The organism is Mycobacterium persicum (assembly GCF_002086675.1).
Taxonomy (GTDB): Bacteria; Actinomycetota; Actinomycetes; order Mycobacteriales; family Mycobacteriaceae; genus Mycobacterium; species Mycobacterium persicum.
Map to the genome: position 1 here is coordinate 1 of NZ_MVIF01000018.1, position 24,717 is coordinate 24,717.

Below are 24,717 nucleotides of genomic sequence, written 5' to 3' on the forward strand. Positions count from 1 at the left end.
GGGTTTGTCCCCCCGTCGGGGGGGGCCCGGGGAGGCCCGGCGGCGGTCGCCCGGGCCCGCCCCCGCGTACGCGCCCGCTATGCCGTTTGCGGGGGCTATTCCGCGTCTGCTCAGCGCTAGGTTGACACCGTGACACCCACCTTCGCCGACCTTGCCAAAGCGCAGTACATCCTGCTGACCACCTTCACCAAAGACGGCCGGGCGAAGCCGACCCCCATCTGGGCCGCTTTGGACAAGGACCGCGGTGACCGGCTGCTGGTCATCACCGAGAAAAAAGCGTGGAAAGTCAAGCGAATTCGCAATACCCCACGAGTAACGATGGCCATCTGCGACGTGCGCGGTCGCCCGAAGAGCGAGGCCGTCGAGGGCACCGCGGCCATTCTCGACGATTCGCAGACCGGCGCCGTCTACGATGCGATCGCCAAGCGGTACGGCATCCTCGGCAAGGTCTTCAACTTTGTCAGCAAGCTCCGCGGCGGCATGGACAACAACATTGGCCTGGAGCTCAGAGTGGCTGGCGCCTAGCTAGTCACCGCCGACGGGAGCTCAAGAGCCGCCATAGCGCAACCACCATCGGTACAGGTCGTTGAGGCTGCCCCCTCCGTTGACCGTGGCCAGCAGCAGCTGAGCGTCGCGGGTCCAGGCGAGATCGGCGCGGTCCTCGATGCTGCCGCACACGATCTTGCCGCCGGCACGGCCGGGACTCGATCCGTAATCCCAGCTGCCGGGCGAGGCGTTGCCCCCGGGACACGGCGACACCACCATGCTTTCGGCGGTCGCATAGAAGTCGGCGGTCAGCAAGTCCACATTGTCGTAGAGCGTGAAGCGCGCATAGTCCGGCGTCTCGGACTGCAGATTGTCGGTGCAGTCCAGGCTGGCGATGGCAGCGGGGAACGGGTTGGTGGCTCGCATGCACGAGCCGGCGGAGTAGCCGGGCGGCAGCAGCCGGACAACTTGCTGTTCGCCCGGGGTAAACGGCTCAGCGACAGCCTCGGTGGTTGCGATACCCGTCACCAGGGCGGCCGTCGGGGCCGACGCCGGCGCGCCACGCGTCAGCACACCCGTTCCGGCCAGAACCCCCAGCACCGCGAATACCGCGGATGCACTCTTCAGCCCAGCATGCATCGTCGGCTCCTCACTGTCCTTCGGCTCCGCTGCTCAGGTGCTCGCCGAAGAACGCGAACACCCGGCGCCACGCATCTTCGGCCGCGGTCTCGTGGTAGCCGAATCCCGCAACCCGAATGAGCGGTTGACCGGGAAGTTTGTTGGCGAAGCTGTGCCCGGCCCCGGGATAGACCTTGATGTCCGCGGTGATCCCCTTCGCCTGGGTGACGAAGCGCAGTCGGTCGGCCGCGCCCACACCCAGCGGGTCGCGACCGCCGAAACTCGCCACGATCGGGCACGCCCCGTCTAGAGTGTCGCTGAGATGGCGGGGCAGCGGCGTGCCGTAGAACGGCGCCGAGGCGCCAAAGCCCTTGGGCGACAAGACGAGCGCGAACCCGCCACCCATGCAAAAGCCCGCGATGCCTACCCGGCCGGAACATTCGGCCATGGCAAGCAGGTGATCACGGGCAGCCACAATGTCGTCGAGGGCACGACCGCGCTTGGTCAAAAGGTCGCGAAAGACCCCCACGATGCATCGAGCGCGGCCGCCGCGGGCGTACATATTCGGGGTCAGCGCGACATAACCCGCTTGGGCGATGCGCTGGGAAATCGCCTCGTTGTCCGGGGCATACCCGACCGCGTCATGCACGACGACCACGCCCGGCCACGGACCTTCTCCGGTGGGGACGCTCAGCAGCGCGTCGATCGGTCCGGCAGGGGTGTCGATTTCGATCGTGGTCATAGCGTCATCTAACTGCAGCCGTCACGCGACCGCTTGCGGAACTCGGGCGCGGCCCGCAGACGTTGGCTTCACATGCTAGGTCGGCTGCTTCTCATTTACGCCGTCGTCGAGCTCATGGCCTTCATCGGATTGGCAGCGGTCATCGGGTTCGGCTGGGCCCTGGTGGTGCTGCTGGCCACCTTCGTCCTCGGGTTGGTCCTCTGGGCTCCGTTGGGCGGGTGGCAGCTCGGGCGGCACCTCATGCAGTGGCGGTCCGGCGTGCAGGAACCACGCAGCGCGCTGAGCGACGGCGCCCTGGTTGCCGTGGCCACCGGTTTGGTCCTGGTCCCCGGGCTGGTCACCACCGCTGTGGGGTTGTTGCTGCTGGCGCCGCCGATCCGGGCAGCCGCCGGCCCCGGACTGACCGCGATCGCACTGCGCGGAATCCTGCGGCGGGTGCCATTGACGGCGACCGCGGCCGCCGGCATGGCCGGCGCGTTCACCCGCCGCGAGCAACCCGATCGGCGTGACTTCATTGATGGGGAGGTCATCGACGTCATCGATGGGGAACCGCCGACCCTGCCGCAGGCTCGCATTCCCGACCAAGCCCCGAACTGGACCTAGGTCTTGGACTTCCGACGTAGTTTTGCGGTGTGACGCAGATTCCCCAGATTCCGTCCAAGCTGCTGGTCAACGGCCGGATCTACAGCCCGACCCACCCCGACGCCACCGCCATGGTGGTGCGCGGCGACATCGTCGCATGGCTGGGCAGCGACGATGTCGCGCGCGACCAGTTCCCGGATGTGGAAGTGCAGGACCTCGACGGCGCATTCGTCGCGCCGGGATTCGTCGACAGCCACATCCACCTGAGCGCGACCGGTCTGACGCTCAGCGGGCTGGACTTGCGCTCCGCGACGTCACGCGCGGAATGCTTGCGCATGGTTGGCGATTACGCCGCGGCTAATCCCGGCCGGCCGATCTGGGGACACGGCTGGGACGAGTCGGCCTGGCCCGAAAAATCCGCGCCCAGCACCGCCGACCTGGACGCCGTGCTCGACGGCCGGCCCGCCTACCTGGCCCGGGTCGACGTCCATTCGGCGCTGGCCTCGTCGGCGTTGCGGCGGCGGATACCCGAACTTCCGGCCGGCGCCGGCGCACAGCAGCCGTTGACCGGTGACGCTCACCACCTGGTCCGGGCCGCGGCCCGCGACATGCTGACCGACGTGCAGCTGGTCGAAGCTCGGGCTGCGGCGCTGCAGGCCCTGGCCGCGTCCGGCGTCGTCGCCGTGCACGAGTGCGCCGGCCCGCAAATCGGCGGGCTCGAAGACTGGCTGGCGCTGCGCTCTCTCCAGCACGGCGTCGAAGTGATCGGTTACTGGGGTGAGGCAGTGACCACACCGAACCAGGCCCGGGCGTTGATCGAGCAGACCGGAGCCCACGGGTTGGCCGGTGACCTTTTCGTCGACGGCGCACTCGGGTCGCGCACCGCCTGGCTGCATGAGCCGTACGCGGACGCGCCGGGCTGCACCGGAACCTGCCACCTCGACTCAGACGCCATCGAAGCGCATCTGCGGGCGTGCACCGCGGCGCAGCTGACCGCCGGTTTCCACATCATCGGCGATGCCGCCGTGTCGGCGGTCGTCGCAGCCTTCGACCGGGTCGTGCAGGACCTCGGCGTGGTCGCGGTCGCCCGGTGCGGACACCGTCTGGAGCACGTGGAGATGGTCACTGCCGATCAGGCCGCCAAGTTGGGCGCCTGGGGTGTCATCGCCAGCGTGCAGCCCAGTTTCGACGCACTCTGGGGCGGCGTCGACGGGATGTACGCCCAGCGCCTCGGGCCGGATCGAGGTTGCCGGCTCAACCCGCTTGCGCTGTTAGCATCCCAAGGCGTGCCACTCGCCGTTGGTTCCGACGCGCCGGTAACCGGCTTCGACCCGTGGGCGAACGTGGCTGCGGCGGTCAACCACCGCACCCCGAGCAGTGCAGTGTCGGCGCGGGCGGCGTTCGCCGCGGCAACCCGCGGGGGCTGGCGGGCCGGCGGTGTCCGCGACGGGCAGGCCGGCACCTTGGTGCCGGGCGCGCCGGCCTCGTACGCCGTGTGGGACGTCGATGTTCTGGACGTCAGTGCGCCGCGCGACGCCGTTCAGCGTTGGTCTACCGATCCGCGGTCCCGGGTGCCGGCGCTACCGCGGCTGGGTCCGCAGGACGCCTTGCCGCGCTGCCGTCAAACCGTGCACCGGGGTGCGGTCATCTATGGCTAGGGGATGGCCCGGCCGCAAGGCGCCGAACCTGGACAGCGGCGAGATCGATCCGGCGGATGCGGCGCCTGACGACGACCTGGCCGCCGATCCCGCCGATGTGCAAGAGTCCGAGCGGGACGCCGGCACGTCGACCGCGACCACTCGGCTCCGCGCCGCCGCCCGTCGGCGCCTGTCGGCGATGGGCACCGGCGCGCTGACCCGGCTACCGGGGCTGTGGGCCGCGGTCGGGCCGCGGCTGCCGCGCCTGCTGGTCTGTGTCGGGGCCGGTTTGTTGCTGTATGCCAGCTTCCCGCCGATCAGCTGGTGGTGGGCGGCCATCGTCGCGGTCGCGCTGCTCACCTGGGTGCTGATGCACCGGGCAACCACGCCGGTAGGTGGGCTGGGCTACGGATTCCTGTTCGGTCTGGCGTTCTATGTGCCGTTGTTGCCGTGGATCGGCTCGCTGGTGGGACCGATGCCCTGGCTGGTGCTGTCGACGGTGTCCGCGCTGTTCCCGGGTCTTTTCGGGTTATTGGCCGTCGTGGTGCGCGGGCTGCCCGGCTGGCCGATCTGGTTTGCGGTGCTGTGGGCGGCGCAGGAATGGCTGAAGTCGATCGTGCCGTTCGGTGGCTTTCCCTGGGGATCGGTGGCGTTCGGTCAGACCGAGGGGCCGCTGCTGCCCTTGGTCCAGCTGGGAGGTGTCGCGCTGCTGTCCGCGGGGATCGTGCTGGTGGGCTGCAGTGTGACCGCGATCGCGCTGGAAATCGAGAAGTGGTGGCGCAGCGGCGGTAAAACCGGGTCGGCCGAAACGGCCGCGCCGCCGGCGGTGGTGTTGCCGGGTGTGTCCATCTGCCTGGTGTTGTTCGCCGCCGTCATCGTGTGGCCGCAGGTGCGGCACGCCGGTGCTGGAGCGGGCGGCGACCCGGCAGTCACCGTCGCGGTCGTTCAGGGCAATGTGCCGCGTCTGGGTCTGGATTTCAATGCGCAGCGGCGAGCGGTCCTGGACAACCACGTGCAGGAGACACTGCGGCTGGCCGAGGATGTCCGTGCAGGCAGTGCCCCGCGACCACAATTCGTCGTCTGGCCCGAGGATTCGTCGGACATCGATCCGTTCCTCAATCCCGACGCTGCCCAGCAGATATCGCGGGCGGCCGCGGCGATCGGCGCGCCGATCCTGGTTGGCACCGTGCTGGACGCGCCGGGTCCACCGCAACAGCGCCCGGAATTCACCAACACGGTGATCGTCTGGAATCCGGGAACGGGGCCCGCCGACCGCCACGACAAGGAGATCGTGCAGCCATTCGGCGAATACTTGCCCATGCCATGGCTGTTTCGCCATCTTTCTGGCTACGCCGGCCGCGCTGGTAATTTCGTGCCCGGCACGAGTTCCGGGGTAGTGCGCATCGCCGGCGTGCCCGTCGGGGTGTCCACCTGTTGGGAGGTGATCTTCGATCGGGCCCCGCGAAAAGCCGTGCTCAACGGCGCGCAGCTGCTGACCGTGCCCAGCAACAACGCCACCTTCAACCAGACGATGAGTGAGCAGCAGCTGGCATTCGGCAAGGTCCGGGCGGTCGAGCACGACCGCTACGTCGTGGTCGCCGGTACCACCGGCATCAGCGCCGTGATTGCGCCGGACGGCGCGGAGCTGGTCCGTACCGACTTCTTCGAGCCCGGGTACCTGGACACCCAGGTGCGGCTGAAGACCAGGCTGACGCCGGCAACTCGCTGGGCTCCGCTACTGCAGTGGATTTTGGTCGGGGCGGCGGGCGCGGTCGTTTTGGTCGCGATACGGCACAATGGGTGGTTCCCGCGTCCGGGGCGTTGGCTGTTCGGGCTCCCGCGTGGAGCTGGCGAGTCCGACGGACCCCCGGACGACGGCGACGACTCGGAAGCGGCGCTCCGGAACGAATCCGGGGGCGGCCCGCAGACCGCGCAAGACACTCCGCCCGACGCGGGCGGGCACCACGAGTTCGGGCGACCTGAAGGAGCTACATGACCAGCGGCCAACCTGCGGCCGAGGTGCCGAGCAATCGTCTCGGCCAGCGTGTCCTGGTGATCATTCCGACGTACAACGAGCGGGAGAACCTGCCGCTGATACATCGGCGGGTCAAGGACGCCTGCCCCGACGTGCACGTGCTGATCATTGACGACAACAGTCCCGACGGCACCGGTCAGCTCGCCGACGAGCTGGCGCAGGCCGACCCGGGGTGTACTCATGTGTTGCATCGCACCGTCAAGAACGGCCTGGGGGCGGCCTACCTGGAAGGGTTCGCCTGGGGCCTCAGCCGCGAATACTCGGTGCTTGTCGAGATGGACGCCGACGGCAGCCACGCGCCGGAGCAGCTGCACCGCCTGCTGGAGGCCGTCGGTGCGGGGGCCGATCTGGCCATCGGTTCACGCTATGTGCCCGGGGGGACGGTGCGTAACTGGCCGTGGCGGCGGCTGGCGCTGTCCAAGACGGCCAACACCTATTCACGGCTGGCATTGGGTGTCGGGGTCCACGACATCACCGCCGGCTATCGCGCTTACCGCCGCGAAGTGCTGGAGACGATCGATCTCGACAGCGTCGACTCCAAGGGCTACTGCTTCCAGATAGAAATGACCTGGCGCACCGTGAACAGCGGGTTCGTCGTCGTCGAAGTTCCGATCACCTTCACCGAACGCGAGATCGGCGTGTCAAAGATGAGCGGATCCAACATTCGCGAAGCGCTGTTCAAGGTCACCCGATGGGGTATTGAGGGTCGACGTGAACACGGCCGAGCCGGCCGCGCTCACGACCGCTCTCAACCGGCCGGATAGCGTCCGGATCAGCCGCGCCGACGCGACCGGATGATCTCGAGGCGCTCCTTGAGCAGCTCTTCGAGCTCTTCGACGGAGCGACGCTCTAGCAGCATGTCCCAGTGCGTGCGTGGAGGCTTGACCTTCTTCGGTTCGGGCAGGTCACCCTCGATCAGGGTGCCTTCCATGCCGTTGCGGCACAGCCAGGTGCCGGGAATCTCGGCGTCGTCGGCGAACGGGACCTCGAATTCTTCGCCGTTCTCGGTGCGGTACCGCGCGATCTGACGTGGTGCCAGGTCGTGGTTGCGGTCGGTCTCGTAGCTCACGGCTCCCAGACGACTGCCTCTCAAGACACGATCAGCCATCGACGCTAACTCCTCTGGACTCGTTGAGCTGGTTGGCTCCGGATAGTGATTCTCTCCGCTTCAGCGAACGCCGCAGCCGCCCACGTAGTTCCCGGGGTAGTTCCCGGGCTAGTCACAGCGCGCGACGCGACCATCCGCGAACATCGATGATACCGGGATCACGGGCCCGAGCCGACTAAAGTCGGCAGGCGTGAGCCCGGCCCGACGTCAACGTGCCCGTCCCCAGCCATGCCGCTGGTGTGGACGTGACGTGACCGATGCCGGAATGGGCCGCCGCCGCCAATACTGCCGGCAATCGTGCCGGCAGCGGGCCTATGAGCAGCGAGCCATGATGACGCGGGGCGATGCCGGGGCCGCGGTGGCTCTGCCCGCCGATGCGGTGGTGTTGACGGCCGACGAAGCGGCAGATCTGTCGGACCGGATCTACCAGATGCGATGTGCGGCCGAAGACGTCGCCACCGCACTCGACGAAGGAGCCGGCGTGCCCGAATTGCGTGAGCTGTGCGGCGAGCTGATCCGAGCGGCCAGGGCCGCCGACGGCTGGCGCAGGGTGGGTGTCTAGCCGTTAGACACTGGCGAACCGGGTAAAGTCGCGCCATGGACGGCGGGCTCGGTGTACCCAGGTGTGCAGGCGGCCGCGGTTGCCCGCCCAGAATGGCTTCCAGCGCTTCCAGGGCACCCGGCCCGCCCGTGCATACCTGGGAGTATCGGACGTTTTGAAATCCTGCCACAGTTGGCGATACTCACCAGCGACATTCTTCGGTCGGAACGCAGCACGACGCCGGTCGAAAAAGCGACGCTGGTCGGCGAAACGGCGAGGCCGATTCGTGCAGCGACTTCCGTGATTCGGCGATAAGGCCGCACCCGGTCGGCGACGACCAGGGGTTAGGCGAGGGTTAGGCGAGGTTAGTAATGGTTGATCAACTCCAGCATGCAACCGAAGCGCTGCGGAAAGCGCTGGTTCAGGTTGAACGCCTGAAGCGGACCAACCGCGCGCTGCTGGAGCGGTCGAGCGAGCCGATCGCGATCGTCGGGATGTCGTGCCGCTTCCCCGGTGGGGTCGACACTCCGGAGGCCCTGTGGCAGATGGTCGCCGACGGCCGCGACGTGATGTCCGAGTTCCCCACCGACCGCGGCTGGGACCTGGCCGGCCTGTTCGACCCGGATCCCGACACACCCCACAAGTCGTATGCGAGCACCGGCGGCTTCGTCGACGGTGTCGCCGACTTCGATCCCGCGTTCTTCGGCATTGCCCCCAGCGAGGCCCTGGCGATGGACCCGCAGCACCGGATGCTGCTGGAGCTGTCGTGGGAGGCGCTGGAGCGGGCCGGAATCGATCCCACGCGGCTACGCGGCAGCGCCACCGGCGTCTTCGCCGGGCTCATCGTCCAGGGCTACGGCATGTTCGCCGAGGAGATCGAGGGCTACCGGCTGACCGGTATGACCTCCAGCGTCGCCTCCGGCCGGGTGTCGTACGTGCTGGGGTTGGAGGGTCCGGCGGTGTCGGTGGATACGGCGTGTTCGTCGTCGTTGGTGGCGTTGCATATGGCGGTGCAGTCGCTGCGTTCGGGGGAGTGTGACCTGGCGCTGGCCGGCGGCGCCACCGTCAACGCCACCCCGACGGTCTTCGTGGAATTCAGCCGGCACCGGGGGCTGGCGCCGGACGGGCGCTGCAAGGCCTACGCGGGCGCGGCCGACGGGGTCGGCTGGTCCGAGGGTGGGGCCATGTTGGTGGTGGAGCGGCTTTCGGATGCGCGGCGGTTGGGGCATCCGGTGTTGGCGGTGGTGCGGGGTTCGGCGGTCAATCAGGATGGGGCTTCGAATGGGTTGACCGCGCCCAATGGTCCGTCGCAGCAGCGGGTGGTGCGGGCGGCGTTGGCTAATGCGGGGTTGAGCGCGGCGGATGTGGATGTGGTCGAGGGTCATGGGACCGGGACTACGTTGGGTGATCCGATTGAGGCGCAGGCGTTGTTGGCGACCTATGGGCAGGGGCGTTCCGAGCCGCTCTGGTTGGGGTCGGTGAAGTCGAATATGGGTCATACCCAGGCGGCGGCGGGGGTGGCCGGGGTGATCAAGATGGTGTTGGCGATGCGCCATGAGTTGTTGCCGGCGACGTTGCATGTCGATGAGCCCAGCCCGCATGTGGATTGGTCGGTGGGGGCGGTGTCGTTGTTGACCCGGCCGCAGCCTTGGCCGGGTGGTGGTCGGGTGAGACGGGCGGGGGTGTCGTCGTTTGGGATTAGTGGCACGAATGCGCATGTGATTGTCGAGGCGGTCCCGGCCTCAGAGTCGGCGCAGGGTCCGTCGCGGCCGGTGGTGCCGTGGGTGGTGTCGGCGAAGTCGGATGCGGCGTTGCGGGCGCAGGCGGCGCGGCTGGCCGGGTATGTGCGGACCCATGACGGGTTGGATGTCGCCGATGTGGGGTGGTCGTTGGCGGGGCGTTCGATGTTTGAGCATCGGGCGGTGGTGGTCGGCGGGGACCGCGATGGGTTGCTGGCCGGGCTGGAAGAGTTGGCCGGCGATTCCGGCGATGACGTGCTCTCGGTGATTCGCGGTACCGCCACCCCTGCGGGCAAGACGGTGTTCGTCTTCCCCGGCCAAGGCTCCCAATGGGTCGGCATGGGCGTCGAATTGCTTGACACCGCACCGGTATTCGCGCAGCAGATCGAGGCGTGCGCCGAGGCGTTCGCCGAATTCGTCGACTGGTCGCTGACCGACGTGCTGCGCGGCGCTCCGGGCGCCCCCGGCCTCGACCGGGTAGACGTGGTGCAGCCGGTGCTGTTTGCGGTGATGGTGTCGCTGGCCGAGTTGTGGAAGTCGATCGGCGTGCGTCCGGACGCCGTCATCGGTCATTCCCAGGGCGAGATCGCCGCCGCCTACGTTGCCGGTGCGCTATCGCTACGCGACGCCGCCAAGGTGGTGACGCTGCGCAGTACATTGCTGACCGGCCTCGCCGGTCCCGGCGGCATGGTGTCGCTGGCGTGCGGCGCCGAACAGGCGCAGGAGCTGTTGGCGCCCTTCGGAACTCGGATCAGCATCGCCGCGGTCAACGGCCGTTCGGCCGTCGTGGTGTCGGGTGAGGTGGCCGCGCTGGAGGAGCTGATCCAGGTTTGCGCGGACCGCGAGCTGCGCACCCGCCGGATCGAGGTGGACTATGCCTCGCATTCGGCAGAGGTCGAAGCCATTCGGGACCAGCTCACCGGCGCCCTTGCGGGTATCGAGCCGCGTTCTGCGCGCACCGCCTTCTTCTCGTCGGTGACCGGAAGCCGGGTGGACACAGCAGGTTTGGACGCCGACTACTGGTACCGCAACATCCGCCAGACCGTGCAGTTCGACCAGGCGGTGCGCAGCGCATGCGAACACGGATACCGCACTTTCATCGAATCCAGCCCCCATCCCGCGCTGATCGCCGGCATCGAGGACACCGCCAACCACTGCATGGCTGACTCCGAACCCGTCGTCGTCCCCACCCTCGGCCGCGAGGACGGCGGGCTCGCCAGGTTCCTGCTGTCGGCCGCCGCCGCCTTCGTCGCGGGTGTGCCGGTGGATTGGCGCGGCGTACTGGACGGAGCCGGGTTCGTCGAGCTGCCGACGTATGCCTTTGAGAAGCGCCGGTTTTGGCTCTCGGGCGAGGGCATGGGGGCCGACGCATCCGGTTTGGGATTGACGGCGGGTCAACACACATTGCTGGGCGCGGTGGTGGAACTGCCGGCATCCGGTGGCGTGGTCTTGACGGGCCGGTTGTCCGTCAGCTCCCAGGCCTGGTTGGCCGATCATGCCGTGTCGGGCGTCGTGGTGTTCCCCGGCACCGGTGTCGTCGAATTGGCGATCCGCGCCGGCGACGAAGTCGGCTGCCCGGTGGTCGACGAGCTCACCCTGCGGACACCGTTGCTGGTTCCGGCTTCGGGGTCGGTGGCGGTGCAGGTGGTGGTCGGCGCCGCGGCGGAGCCTTCGGAGCGCAGCGTCTCGGTCTATTCGCGCGCCGACGTCGACGCCGGTTCGGTGTGGGTGTGCCACGCAGAGGGGACGTTGCGTGCTGGGACCGTTGACCCCGCGGCCGACCTGTCGGTGTGGCCGCCCACGGGTGCCACCGCCGTCGATGTGTCCGACGGCTACCAGCGGCTGGCGGAGCGCGGCTATGGGTATGGTCCGGCGTTTCGCGGGTTGACCGCGATGTGGGCCCGCGGTGACGAGCTGTTCGCCGAGGTGAGGTTGCCGGAGGCGGCCGGCGGCGTGGCCGGTTTCGGGTTGCACCCCGCGCTACTGGATGCGGCGTTGCACACCGCGGTGATCGCGAATCCGGAGGCCGAACTGGTGCTGCCGTTTTCGTGGCAAGGCGTGTCGTTGCACGCCACCGGGGCGGCGGCGGCGCGGGTGCGGATCGCGCCGGCCGGACCGTCAGCGGTATCGGTCGAGCTTGCCGACGACCTCGGCTTGCCGGTGCTGTCGGTCGCGGCGATGGTGGCCCGACCGGTCAGCGAGCAGCAACTGCGGGCCGTGTTGTCCGGTGCGGGTGCGGACCGACTGTTCGAGGTCGTCTGGTCACCGGCGGCCGCCGCGAGCGGCGATGCGCCCTCGTGCTACGAGGTCTTCGAATGTGTTGCCTCTGTTGAGGATCCGGTGGCCGCGACCCACGAAAGTGCCGGCCGGGCGCTGGCGGCCGTGCAGTCGTGGCTGGCCGAGCATGACTCCGGAGTGCTGGTCGTCGTCACCCGGGGTGCCGTGGCGCTGCCGGGTGAGGACGTCACCGACCTGGCGGGGGCCGCGGTGTGGGGGTTGGTGCGGTCAGCGCAAACCGAAAACCCCGGCCGGCTGGTGTTGCTAGATTCCGATGCGCCGCTTGATGATTCGGCGGTAGCAACAGCATTGGCGGTCGGCGAACCGCAGGTGCTGCTGCGCGACGGACAGGCCTACGCCCCGCGGGTGCACGCCAGCCGCGACGTTGACGGCATCCTGGTGCCGCCGGCCGGCGGGCCGTGGCGGCTGGGTCTTAGCAGTGCGGGCACCTTCGAGAACCTGCGGCTGGAGCCGGTTCCCAACGCCGGCGCGCCGTTGGGCCCGGGCCAGGTTCGGGTGGCCATGCGCGCCATCGCCGCGAACTTCCGCGACATCATGATCACCCTGGGCATGTTCACCCACGACGCGTTGATCGGCGGCGAAGGCGCCGGCGTCGTCGTCGAGGTCGGCCCGGGAGTGACCGAATTCGCGGTCGGGGATTCGGTATACGGATTCTTCCCCGACGGCAGCGGCACGCTGGTGGCCGGCGACATCCGGTTGTTGCTGCCGATGCCCGCCGACTGGTCATATGCCGAAGCCGCCGCCATCTCAGCCGTTTTCACCACCGCGTACTACGCCTTCATACACTTGGCCGACGTCCAACCGGGCCAGCGGGTACTGGTGCACGCCGCCACCGGCGGGGTCGGCATGGCGGCCGTGCAGCTGGCCCGGCATCTGGGTCTGGAAGTATTCGCCACCGCCAGCAAGGGCAAGTGGGACACCTTGCGCGCCATGGGCTTTGACGAAGACCACATCTCCGATTCGCGCAGCCTGGAATTCGAGGAGAAATTCCGCGCGGTCACCGACGGCCGCGGCATGGACGTCGTATTGGACTCGCTGGCCGGTGAATTCGTCGACGCGTCGCTGCGCCTGCTGGGGCCCGGCGGGGTGTTCCTCGAGATGGGCAAGACCGACATCCGCGATCCCGGCGTGATCGCCCAGGAATATCCGGGTGTGCGCTACCGTGCCTTCGACCTGTTCGAACCCGGCCGTCCCCGCATGCACCAGTACCTGCTCGAACTGGCCGCATTGTTCGACGCCGGGGTGCTGCGGCCACTGCCGGTGACGACGTTTGACATCCGGCGGGCGCCGGCGGCCCTGCGATACCTGAGCCAGGCCCGCCATATCGGCAAGGTCGTCATGAGCATGCCCGACGCATGGGCTGCCGGCACCGTGCTGATCACCGGTGGAACCGGCATGGCCGGTTCGGTATTGGCGCGTCACGCCGTCACCCGCCACGGGGTCCGTCATCTGGTGTTGCTCAGCCGGCGCGGTGCCGACGCCGCAGGGGCCGCGGCGTTGGTGACCGAGTTGACTGCCGCCGGCGCGCAGGTGCATGTGGTGGCGTGTGACGCGGCCGACCGGGCGGCGCTGGCCGACGTGATCGCCGGCATCCCGGCGCAGCACCCGTTGTCCGCCGTGATCCATGCGGCCGGTGTGCTCGATGACGCGGTGATTTCGTCGTTGACACCGGAACGCGTCGATGCCGTACTGCGGGCCAAGGTCGATGCGGCGTGGAACTTACACGAGCTGACCCTTGACCTGGATGTGGCTGCGTTCGTGATGTTTTCGTCGATGGCGGGGCTGGTGGGGTCGTCGGGTCAGGCCAACTATGCGGCCGCCAACACCTTCCTGGACGGGCTGGCCGCGCACCGGCGGGCCCACGGCTTGCCGGCGATGTCGCTGGGGTGGGGCCTGTGGGATCAGGCCAGCGACATGACCGGCGGACTGGACGCCGCCGACCGTGCCCGGCTGGGCCGCGAAGGTGTGCTGGCGTTGTCCTCGGATGAGGCGATGGAATTGTTCGACACCGCGCTGATCGTCGACCAGCCGTTCCTGGCGCCCGCCCGCATCGACCTGAGCGCGCTGCGGGCCCACGCGGTGGCGGTGCCGCCGATGTTCAGCGATCTGGTCAACGCGCCGACCAGACGCCAGGTCGACGACGCACTGGCTGCCGCCAAGTCGAAATCGGCGCTGGCGCACCGCCTGCACGGCCTGCCCGAAGCCGAACAGCACGCCGTGGTACTGGACTTGGTGCGGTCCCACATCGCCACCGTCCTGGGCAACATCGCCCCCGAGGCCGTCGACGCCGACAAGGCGTTCCAGGAGTTGGGTTTCGACTCGCTGACCGCGGTCGAAATGCGCAACCGACTCAAAACCGCAACCGGCCTTACCCTTTCACCCACGCTCATCTTCGACTACCCAACCCCCAACGGCCTGGCCGGCTACATCCGCGGTGAACTCGCCGGTGTTCCACAGGAGATCAAGCACGTATCGGCGGTGCGCGCCACGGACGGCGACCCGATTGCCATCGTGGGCATGGCATGTCGTTATCCCGGGGGGATTGAGTCGCCAGATGACCTGTGGGACATGCTGGTTCAGGGCCGCGATGTGCTGTCCGAATTCCCCACCGACCGCGGCTGGGACCTGGCAGGGCTGTTCAACCCGGATCCCGACGTGCCCGGCGCGTGCTACACCAAAACCGGCGGGTTCGTGGACCGGGTCGGCGACTTCGATCCCGCGTTCTTCGGCGTCGGGCCCAGCGAGGCCCTGGCGATGGACCCGCAGCAGCGGATGTTCCTGGAGCTGTCGTGGGAGGCGTTGGAGCGGGCCGGAATCGAGCCCGGCAGCCTGCGCGGCAGCGCCACCGGTGTGTTCGCCGGAGTCATGACCCAGGGCTACGGCATGTTCGCTGCCGAACCGGTGGAAGGCTTCCGGCTGACCGGCCAACTGTCCAGTGTGGCCTCCGGCCGGGTGGCCTATGTGCTGGGGTTGGAGGGTCCGGCGGTGTCGGTGGATACGGCGTGTTCGTCGTCGTTGGTGGCGTTGCATATGGCGGTGCAGTCGCTGCGTTCGGGGGAGTGTGACCTGGCGCTGGCCGGCGGAGTGACCATCAACGCCACGCCCGACATCTTCGTGGAATTCAGTCGGCACCGGGGGCTGGCGCCGGACGGGCGCTGCAAGGCCTACGCGGGCGCGGCCGACGGGGTCGGCTGGTCCGAGGGCGGCGGCATGTTGGTGGTGGAGCGGCTTTCGGATGCGCGGCGGTTGGGGCATCCGGTGTTGGCGGTGGTGCGGGGTTCGGCGGTCAATCAGGATGGGGCTTCGAATGGGTTGACCGCGCCCAATGGTCCGTCGCAGCAGCGGGTGGTGCGGGCGGCGTTGGCTAATGCGGGGTTGAGCGCGGCGGATGTGGATGTGGTCGAGGGTCATGGGACCGGGACTACGTTGGGTGATCCGATTGAGGCGCAGGCGTTGTTGGCGACCTATGGGCAGGGGCGTTCCGAGCCGCTCTGGTTGGGGTCGGTGAAGTCGAATATGGGTCATACCCAGGCGGCGGCGGGGGTGGCCGGGGTGATCATGATGGTGTTGGCGATGCGCCAGGAGTTGTTGCCGGCGACGTTGCATGTGGATGAGCCGATCCCGCATGTGGATTGGGCGGTGGGGGCGGTGTCGTTGTTGACCCGGCCGCAGCCTTGGCCGGGTGGTGGTCGGGTGAGACGGGCGGGGGTGTCGTCGTTTGGGATTAGTGGCACGAATGCGCATGTGATTGTCGAGGCGGTCCCGGCCTCAGAGTCGGCGCAGGGTCCGTCGCGGCCGGTGGTGCCGTGGGTGGTGTCGGCGAAGTCGGATGCGGCGTTGCGGGCGCAGGCGGCGCGGCTGGCCGGGTATGTGCGGACCCATGACGGGTTGGATGTCGCCGATGTGGGGTGGTCGTTGGCGGGGCGTTCGATGTTTGAGCATCGGGCGGTGGTGGTCGGCGGGGACCGCGATGGGTTGCTGGCCGGGCTGGAAGAGTTGGCCGGCGATTCCGGCGATGACGTGCTCTCGGTGGTTCGCGCTACCGCCACCCCTGCGGGCAAGACGGTGTTCGTCTTCCCCGGCCAAGGCTCCCAAATACTGGGCATGGGAATGGGCTTGCACGCCGGATATCCGGTGTTCGCCGAGGCGTTTAACACCGTCGTCGCCGAACTGGACCGCCACCTGCTGCGCCCGCTGCGCGAAGTCATCTGGGGTCACGACGAAAACCTTTTGAACACAACGGAATTCGCGCAGCCAGCGCTGTTCGCGGTGGAAGTCGCGCTGTACCGGCTGCTGGAGTCCTGGGGAATGCGACCAGACTTCGTGATGGGCCACTCCGTCGGTGAAATCGCGGCGGCACACGTCGCCGGCGTCCTGTCCCTGGAAAACGCCGCGGTGCTGGTCGCCGCACGGGGCAGGTTCATGCAGGCCCTGCCGCCCGGCGGAGCGATGGTCGCGGTGGCGGCCACCGAAGCAGAAATTGCGCCCCTGCTGGGCGCGGACGTCAGCGTCGCCGCCGTCAACGGCCCTGCCTCCGTGGTGATTTCCGGCGCCGCGGACGCGGTGCTCGCGGTCGCCGACCGGTTGCGCGCTGACGGCCGACGGGTACATCGCCTGGCCGTGTCGCACGCGTTCCACTCGCCACTGATGGACCCGATGATCGACGAATTCGGCTCCGTGGCAAGCGGTCTGGCCATCGGACAACCTGCGATTCCGGTCATCTCCAATGTCACCGGTGCGCTGGCGGCCGACGACTTCGGCTCCCCGGCGTACTGGAAGCGTCACGTTCGGGAGGCGGTCCGGTTCGCCGACAGCGTCCAATTCGCCCAATCGGCGGGTGCCACCCGCTTCTTCGAAGTCGGGCCGGGCAGCGGCCTTACCGCGTCGATCGAAGAATCGCTGCCGGATACCGGGATCCTGACGATCTCCGCGCTGCGCAAGGATCGGCCCGAGCCGGTGACGTTGGTCAACGCCGTGGCTCAGGCGTTCGTCGCCGGTGTCAACGTGGACTGGCGCACCGTAGTGGGGCAGGCGAACTTCGTCGAGTTGCCGACCTACGCATTTCAGCGGCGGCGGTTCTGGCTGTCTAGTGACGGAGCTGCGGCTGACGCCGCCGGGCTCGGCCTCGAGGCCAGCGAGCATGCCCTGCTGGGCGCGGTGGTGGAGCTGCCGACCTCCGGCGGCGTCGTGCTGACCGGGCGGTTATCGCCGCGCGCGCAGGGCTGGTTGGCCGATCATGCCGTCGGCGGCGTGGTGATCTTCCCCGGAGCGGGCTTCGTCGAGTTGGCGATTCGAGCCGGCGACGAAGTGGGCTGCACGGTGGTCGAGGAGTTGACCCTGGCCGCGCCCTTGGTGTTGCCGGCCGGGTCATCGGTTGCCGTCGAGGTGATCGTGGGTGGTGCGGATGAGTCCGGCGCTCGCGCGGTGTCGGTGTACTCCCGCGCGGAGGCCGGCGGCGGCTGGGTGTTGCATGCCGAGGGCACGCTCGCTAACGGGACCGCTGCTCCGACAACCGATTTGGCGGCGTGGCCACCCGTGGGCGCGGTACCGGTGGAGGTCGCCGACGGATACGAACGGTTGGCCGAGCGCGGGTATGGCTATGGCCCGGCATTCCGCGGCCTGAACGCGATGTGGCGCCGCGGCGATGAAGTCTTCGCCGAGGTCTCCTTACCCGCCGACGCCGGGGTGTCGGTCGCGGGCTTCGGAGTTCATCCGGTGATGCTGGATGCGGCGTTGCACGCGGTGATTCTGGCCTCCAACGGCGCCGACGATTTCGGCGTCGACGAGGGCTCGGTGCTCGTTCCGTTCTCCTGGCAAGGTGTGTCGCTGCATGCCGGCGGCGCATCGGCGGTTCGGGCGCGCATCGCGCCGGCGGGGCCGTCCACAGTGTCGATCGAGCTGGCCGACGGGCTGGGATTGCCGGTGCTGTCGGTCGCGTCGATGCTGGCGCGGCCCGTCACCGATCAGCAGCTGCGCGCCGCGGTATCCGGGTCGGGTCCCGACCGGCTGTTCCAGGTGGACTGGTCGGCCCAGCCGTCGGCTGCCCTGGAACCGGTGCCCGTAATGGCCTGGGGCACAACGGCGGACAGCGACTCGTCAACGGTGGTCTTCGAATCCGTGCCGGTGGCCGGCGACGCGGTGGCGGGTGTCTACACCGCCACGAACTCGGTGCTCGACGTGCTGCAGTCCTGGCTCGGCCGCGACGGCGCAGGGGTACTGGTGGTGACGACGCGCGGTGCTGTCGCGCTGCCCGGCGAAGACGTCACCGACCTGGCCGGCGCGGCGGTGTGGGGCCTGGTGCGCTCGGCGCAGACGGAGCATCCCGGACGTATCGTGCTGGTCGATACCGATGCGCCCCTGGATGAATCGGCCCTGGCGGCGGTGTTGGCCGCCGGCGAGCCGCAGGTGTTGTGGCGCGGTGGGCAGGTGTACATTGCCCGAGTCCACGGCAGCCGCACGGTTGGCGCGCTGTTGGTCCCCCCGGGCGACGGGCCGTGGCGGTTGGGCATGAGCGCAGCCGGCACGTTCGAAAACCTGCGGCTGGAGCCGATTCCCGACGCCGACACTCCGCTGCAGCCCGGACACGTCAGGGTGCGGTTGTCCGCCATCGCAGCCAATTTCCGGGACGTCATGATCGCATTGGGGCTCTACCCCGACCCCGAGGCGGTGATGGGTGTCGAGGCGTCCGGTGTTGTCCTCGAAACCGGCCCAGAAGATAGGGGTTTCGCCGTCGGCGACCGAGTCATGGGCTTGTTCCCCGAAGGCACCGGGACGATCGCCACCACCGACCACAGGCTGTTGGTCAAGGTTCCGGCGGGCTGGTCGCACACCGCGGCGGCCACCGCGTCGGTGGTGTTCGCCACCGCCTATTACGCGCTGCGCGATTTGGCGTCCGTGCGGTCGGGGCAACGGATCCTGGTGCACGCCGCCACCGGTGGTGTCGGTATGGCGGCGGTGCAGCTGGCCCGGCATTGGGGTCTCGAGGTGTTCGCCACCGCCAGCAAGGGCAAGTGGGACACGTTGCGGGCCATGGGCTTTGACGACGACCACATCTCCGACTCGCGCAGCCTGGAATTCGAGGACAAATTCCGCTCCGCTACCGGTGGGCGCGGCGTGGACGTGGTCTTGGACTCGCTGGCCGGTGATTTCGTGGATGCGTCGCTGCGTCTGGTCGCCTCGGGCGGAGGGTTCCTGGAGATGGGCAAGACCGACATCCGCGAACCCGAAGTGATCGCGCAGCGGTACCCGGGAGTGCGCTACCGAGCTTTCGACCTCTTCGAGGCCGGACCGGACCGCATTGCGCAGATCCTTGCCGAACTGGCCGCCCTGTTCGACGACGAGGTGCTGCGACCGTTGCCGGTCACGACGTTCGACGTGCGTCGCGCCCCTGCGGCGTTGCGGTACCTGAGCCAGGCACGCCACGTCGGCAAGGTGGTGATGACCATGCCGGACGCGTGGGCGGCCGGCACGGTGCTGATCACCGGCGGGACCGGCATGGCCGGCTCGGCGTTGGCACGCCATGTCGTGACTCGCCACGGGGTGCGTCAGCTGGTCCTGGTCAGCAGGCGTGGCCCGGACGCATCCGGGGCCGACGAACTGGTAGCCGAATTGGGCGCGGCCGGCGCGCAGGTGCAGGTGGTTTCTTGTGATGCCGCCGATCGGGCCGCGTTGGCAAAGGTGATCGCCGATATCCCGGTTCAGCACCCGCTGTCGGCCGTGATCCACACCGCGGGCGCACTCGATGACGCCGTGGTGACCTCGCTGACACCGCAGCGGATGGAAACGGTAATGCGGGCCAAGGTCGACGCGGCGTGGAATCTGCACGAGCTGACCTGCGATCTGGATGTGTCTGCCTTCGTGATGTTTTCGTCGATGGCCGGGTTGGTCGGCTCGTCGGGACAGGGCAACTACGCGGCCGCCAACTCATTCCTGGACGGGCTGGCCGTGCACCGGCGGGCGCATGGGCTGCCGGCAATCTCGCTGGGTTGGGGTCTGTGGAATCAGGCCAGCGCCATGACCGGCGGATTGGCAAGTGTCGACTTCAAGCGGTTCGCCCGCGACGGCATCGTGGCGATGTCCTCGGAAGAAGCGCTGGAATTGCTCGACACCGCCATGATCGTCGACGAACCGTTCGTGCTGCCCGCCCACATCGACTTTGCCGCGTTGCGGGTCAAATTCGATAATGGCACGCTGCCGCCGATGTTCGTCGACCTGATCAACGCGCCCACGCGTCGTCAAGTCGACGACTCGCTGGCCGCGGCTAAGTCGAAATCCGCTCTGCTGCAACGTCTGGACGGCTTGCCCGACGACGAGCAGCACGCCGTCCTGTTGGATCTGGTGCGGTCCAACATCGCGACCGTACTGGGCAACACCAGCCCGGAGGCGATCGACCCGGACCGGGCATTCCAGGAGTTGGGCTTCGATTCGCTGACCGCGGTCGAGATGCGCAACAGGCTCAAATCCGCTACTGGCCTTGCGCTTTCGCCGACGCTCATTTTCGACTACCCCAACTCGGCTGCGCTGGCCGGCTACATGCACCGCGAACTGTTGGGTTCGGCGCCGCACGACGCCCCGGCCACGGCCCCCGGCGAGGCCGAACTGCAGCGCGTGGTCGCATCCATTCCGATCAAGCGCCTTCGGCAGGCGGGAGTGCTGGACCTGTTGCTGTCGTTGGCCCAGGGCACCGAGGTGAGCGGTCAGCCTGGGGCGCCGGCAGCGACCACCGAAAAGGACATTGCCGACATGGACCTCGACGATCTGGTCAACGCCGCGTTCATGGACGACGACGAATAGCCATGAGCGACACCAGCAACAATGCAGGACGAACCGATGCGGAGCGGGTGACCATGACCCGACCGACCCTGTGAAAGTCGCGGTTACCGGGGCCAGCGGAGTGCTCGGCCGCGGCTTGGTCGCCAGACTGCTCAGCCAAGGCCACCAGGTTATCGGCATCGCCCGTCATCGACCCGAGAGCTGGCCCAGTGCAGCTGATTTCGTTACGGCAGACATCCGGGATGGGGCCGCGGTCAGGCGCGCGATCACCGGCGCCGACGTCGTCGCGCACTGCGCATGGGTCAGGAGCCCTGGACCGGACAGTGAGATCAGCCACCAGGTCAATATCGGTGGCACGGGAAACGTCCTGGACGCGATGAGGGTCTCCGGGACCGGCCGCATTGTCTTCGCCAGCTCCGCCCACGTCTACCGTCCCGGGGAACCACCGGCTGCTGAAGACGCCGAAGTCGCACCAGGTTCCATCGAGGGCCGGCACAAAGCCCGGGTTGAGCAGATGCTGGCGGATTCCGGAGCCCAATGGGTGACGGTGCGCTCGGCACTGATCGTCGGCCGCAGCGTCGACAATTGGGTGCGCCGGGTGTGGGCATTGCCGGTGTTGCCCGACGCGTTGGCCGATTCCGTCGTGCAGGTGGTCCACGTCGACGACGTGTTGCGCCTGCTGATCCGGGCCATCCTGGGTACCGACAGTGGTGCGGTGAACCTGACCGCGCCGGGTCAGCCGACTTTTCGCCAGATCGCCGCCGCACTGGGCCGCCCCATTCTGCCGATCGCCTCCGGGGCGCTGCAGCTTGTCCCAACATTCGCCGAACTCCAACTGCTGCAAGGTGTTCCGATGATGGACACGTCGCGGCTGCACGAGGAGTGGGGATTCCGACCGGCGTGGACCGCCGAGGAGGCCGTCGAAGATTTCGTCCTGGCGGTGCGCGGCCGGGTCTGCGTGGGCAGGCGGGTGGTATCGCTGCCCTGGCGGCTGGCCACGATCCAGGACCTCCCGGCTGTCGACGCCCCGGCGGCGGACGGTGTGGTTCCCAGATTGGCTGGGCCCCAAGGGGTCAACGGTGAGTTCGACACCCCGATTGATCCCCGCTTCCCGACGTTCTTGGCCACGAATTTGTCCGAGGCGCTGCCTGGTCCGTTTTCGCCGTCGTCGGCGTCGGTCACGGTACGCGGACTGCGTGCCGGCGGGGTGGGTATCGCAGAACGGCTGCGGCCCGGTGGGGTGATTCAGCGGGAAATCGCGATGCGAACGGTGGCGGTGTTCGCCCACCGACTGTACGGGGCCATCACTTCGGCGCACTTCATGGCCGAGACAGTCCCGTTCGCCAAGCCGGCCATGATCGTCAGCAACAGCGGGTTCTTCGGCCCGAGTATGGCGTCGCTGCCAATCTTCGGCGACGAGCGCCCGCCGTCGGAATCACGGCGAGCCCGCAGACTGCTGCGCACGGTCCGCAACATCGGGGTTTTCGGCGTCAACCTGGTCGGGTTGAGCGCTGGTTCGCCACTGGATACCAGTGATTACTTTGACGACGTCGACCGGCTGGAACATCTGACCCGCGACATTGCGCAGCTGGACGATCGCCGGCTGCTTAGCCTGATCCTGCTGGCCCGAGACCACGTCGTTCACGGCTGGGTCTTGGCATCCGGATCCTTCATGCTGTGTGCCGCCTTCAACGTGTTGTTGCGTGCTTTGTGCGGCCGGGACACCGCGCCGGCGGCGGGGCCGCAATTGGTGAGCGCGCGTCCGGTGGAAGCCGTGCAGCGGCTAGTGAGTGCCGCGCGGCGCGATCCCGACGTGATGCGTGTGCTGCAGGAGCCGGGGGAGCGCCTGGGCAAGCTGGCGGTGGCGGCGCCGCAGTTCTACGCCCTGGTGTTGCAAGAGCTTTCGTTGATCGGCCATCGCGGTCCGGCTGAGGTCGAGATGCTGTCGACCAGCTACGCCGACAATCCGGAATTGCTGGTCCGGATGGTGGCCAAGGCGCTGAGCGCCCCGCCCGTGCCGGAGCCGCAGCATCCGGCAATCCCGTTGCGGGCCAAGCCGGTTGCGCTGCTGGCTGCGCGTCAGCTCCGGGATCGAGAAGTCCGTCGTGACAGGATGGTCCGCGCGATCTGGGTGCTGCGCGATCTGCTGCGCGAGTACGGGCGCCGGCTGGTCGCGGCCGGTGTCGTCGAAACCCCCGATGATGTGTTCTACCTGTTGGTCGATGAGCTCGACGCGCTGCCCGGCGACGTCGCCGAGCTGGTGGCTCGGCGCCGCGCCGAACAACGCAGACTGACTGCCGTCGTTCCCCCCACGGTGTTCAGCGGGACTTGGGAGCCATCGACCGGGTCGTCGGCCGCGTTGGGGGCCGGGGACACGTTGCGCGGCGTCGGCGTCTGCGGTGGCCGGGTCCGAGGGCGGGTGCGGATCGTTCGTCCGGAAACGATCGATGACCTGCAGCCGGGAGAGATCCTGGTCGCCGAGGTCACCGACGTCGGCTATACCGCCGCCTTCTGCTACGCCGCGGCGGTGGTCACCGAGCTCGGCGGACCCATGTCCCATGCGGCCGTGGTGGCCCGTGAGTTCGGCTTCCCGTGCGTGGTCGACGTCCAGGGTGCGACGCGATTCCTGCAGCCCGGTGCGCTCATCGAGGTTGACGGCGCCACGGGGGAGATTCACGTGCTCGAGCTGGCTACCGGGGGCTCGGCGAGCGACTGAAATCACTTGCGTCACTGTGGTTTCAGGACTCTGACGGAGGCGGGTTCTTGTCGGTGCGCCGCGATAGCATTCGAACATGGGTTCGAATCGGGAGTCGGTGGTGGCGTCGTTCGACGCGCTGCAGGCGGCTGTGTCACGGCTGCAGGACCTGTCCTTCGACGCCTTGACCACCCCTGAACGCATGGCCCTGCTGGAGCGCTGCGAAACCGTTCGGCGCCAGCTGCCGAGCATCGAACATGCCCTGATCAATCAGATCGCCGAGCAGTCCAGCGAGGAGGAGTTGGGCGGCAGGCTGCCTTCGGCGTTGGCCAGCCGGTTGCGGATCACGCGTGCTGAGGCCAGCCGGCGGGTAGGCGAGGCCACCGAGCTCGGTGAGCGCCGCGCCCTGACCGGCGAGCCGTTGGCGCCGCAATTGAGCGCCACCGCTGCCGCTCAGCGCGCCGGGCACCTCGGCGAGGCGCATGTGCGGGTGATCCGCGACTTCGTTCGTCACCTGCCGGTTGAGGTGGACATCGAGACTCGGGAGAAATCCGAAGCCCATCTGGCCCGGCTGGCCACCCGGTTTCGCCCCGACCAGTTGGGGAAGCTGGCGCAGCGGCTGATGGACTGCCTCAATCCCGATGGCACCTTCACCGATGAGGACCGGGCCCGCCGCCGCGGATTGACCTTGGGCAAGCAGGGGTTGGATGGAATGTCGCGGCTCAGTGGTTGGCTGACCCCGGAAGCGCGAGCCGGGCTGGACGCTGTGCTGGCCAAGCTGGCCGCTCCTGGCATGTGCAACCCGCAGGACGAGAGTCCGGTGGTCGACGGACCGCCGCCCCAAGACGTGGCGCAGCGCGACACCCGCTCGGAAAGCCAGCGCAACCACGACGGCCTCAACGCCGCGTTGCGTGCCCGGCTGGCCAGCGGGAAACTGGGTCAGCACAACGGGTTACCGGCCAGCATCATCGTGTCTACCACGCTCAAAGAACTGGAATCGGCATCGGGTAAGGCCCTCACTGGCGGTGGCACCCTGCTGCCGATGTCAGATGTGATCCGCCTAGCCCGCCACTCGAATCATTACCTCGCGATCTTCGACGACGGCAAAGCCCTGGCTCTGTATCACACCAAACGCCTGGCTTCGCCGGGGCAGCGAATTGTCTTGTACACCAAGGATCGTGGGTGCTCAGCGCCGGGCTGCGACGTGCCGGGTTATCGATGCGAGGTCCATCATGTGCGGGAGTGGGCCGGCATCCATCGCACCGATATCGACGACCTTACCTTCGCCTGCGGCGCGCACCACAGACTCCTCGACAAAGGCTGGGGCACCCGAAAAAACAGCCACGGCGACACCGAATGGATTCCGCCGCCGCACCTGGACCACGGGCAGCCGCGAACCAATGGCTTCCACCATCCCGAGAAGTCGCTCACCGACGATGCCGACGACGGGTTCTAGGGTGGTTG

General features: G+C 68.3%; 10 protein-coding genes and 1 pseudogene. 8 read left to right on the forward strand and 3 right to left on the reverse strand.

The window, feature by feature from the left end; translation table 11 throughout:
- Nucleotides 1-129 precede the first annotated feature (129 nt).
- Nucleotides 130-525: a PPOX class F420-dependent oxidoreductase gene (locus tag BST40_RS08450; protein WP_083153994.1), complete on the forward strand. Its 396-nt coding sequence runs from the start codon at nt 130-132 to the stop codon at nt 523-525.
- Nucleotides 526-546: 21 nt separating this feature from the next.
- Here BST40_RS08450 and BST40_RS08455 read toward each other — a convergent pair whose 3' ends face one another.
- Nucleotides 547-1,125, reverse strand: coding sequence for a hypothetical protein (locus BST40_RS08455; RefSeq protein ID WP_083153996.1), 579 nt, complete (start codon nt 1,123-1,125; stop codon nt 547-549).
- Between the two features lie 10 nt (nt 1,126-1,135).
- Nucleotides 1,136-1,846, reverse strand: coding sequence for a dienelactone hydrolase family protein (locus BST40_RS08460; RefSeq protein ID WP_083153998.1), 711 nt, complete (start codon nt 1,844-1,846; stop codon nt 1,136-1,138).
- Nucleotides 1,847-1,918: 72 nt separating this feature from the next.
- Here BST40_RS08460 and BST40_RS08465 point away from each other — a divergent pair, with 72 nt between their 5' ends.
- The 3 genes and pseudogenes from BST40_RS08465 to lnt all read left to right on the forward strand — a co-directional run bounded on the left by BST40_RS08465 (nt 1,919) and on the right by lnt (nt 6,898).
- Complete coding sequence (locus BST40_RS08465; protein WP_075549084.1) at nt 1,919-2,449, forward strand: FxsA family protein; 531 nt, start codon at nt 1,919-1,921, stop codon at nt 2,447-2,449.
- 38 nt (nt 2,450-2,487) lie between these two features.
- Nucleotides 2,488-4,086, forward strand: coding sequence for an amidohydrolase (locus tag BST40_RS08470; protein WP_075549087.1), 1,599 nt, complete (start codon nt 2,488-2,490; stop codon nt 4,084-4,086).
- Between the two features lie 178 nt (nt 4,087-4,264).
- Nucleotides 4,265-6,898: pseudogene (gene lnt, locus BST40_RS08475) on the forward strand (apolipoprotein N-acyltransferase).
- Here the strand turns inward: lnt and rbpA are convergent.
- Entirely contained in the window at nt 6,873-7,208 is a 336-nt protein-coding gene (gene rbpA / locus BST40_RS08485; protein ID WP_023364597.1) for an RNA polymerase-binding protein RbpA, read from the reverse strand. The pseudogene lnt and the gene rbpA sit on opposite strands and share 26 nt — an antisense overlap.
- A gap of 190 nt (nt 7,209-7,398) precedes the next feature.
- On the opposite strand from rbpA, the gene BST40_RS31055 reads away from it, so the two are divergent.
- The 4 genes from BST40_RS31055 to BST40_RS08505 all read left to right on the forward strand — a co-directional run bounded on the left by BST40_RS31055 (nt 7,399) and on the right by BST40_RS08505 (nt 24,709).
- Nucleotides 7,399-7,770, forward strand: coding sequence for a hypothetical protein (locus BST40_RS31055; RefSeq protein WP_082275607.1), 372 nt, complete (start codon nt 7,399-7,401; stop codon nt 7,768-7,770).
- Nucleotides 7,771-8,120: 350 nt separating this feature from the next.
- Nucleotides 8,121-20,579: a type I polyketide synthase gene (locus tag BST40_RS08495; protein WP_083154007.1), complete on the forward strand. Its 12,459-nt coding sequence runs from the start codon at nt 8,121-8,123 to the stop codon at nt 20,577-20,579.
- Between the two features lie 70 nt (nt 20,580-20,649).
- Entirely contained in the window at nt 20,650-23,274 is a 2,625-nt protein-coding gene (locus BST40_RS08500; protein ID WP_083154008.1) for a sugar epimerase family protein, read from the forward strand.
- A 76-nt stretch (nt 23,275-23,350) separates the two neighbouring features.
- Nucleotides 23,351-24,709 carry an HNH endonuclease signature motif containing protein gene (locus BST40_RS08505; protein WP_083154010.1) on the forward strand — a complete coding sequence of 453 codons (1,359 nt, stop codon included), beginning with the start codon at nt 23,351-23,353 and terminating at the stop codon, nt 24,707-24,709.
- Nucleotides 24,710-24,717 lie beyond the last annotated feature (8 nt).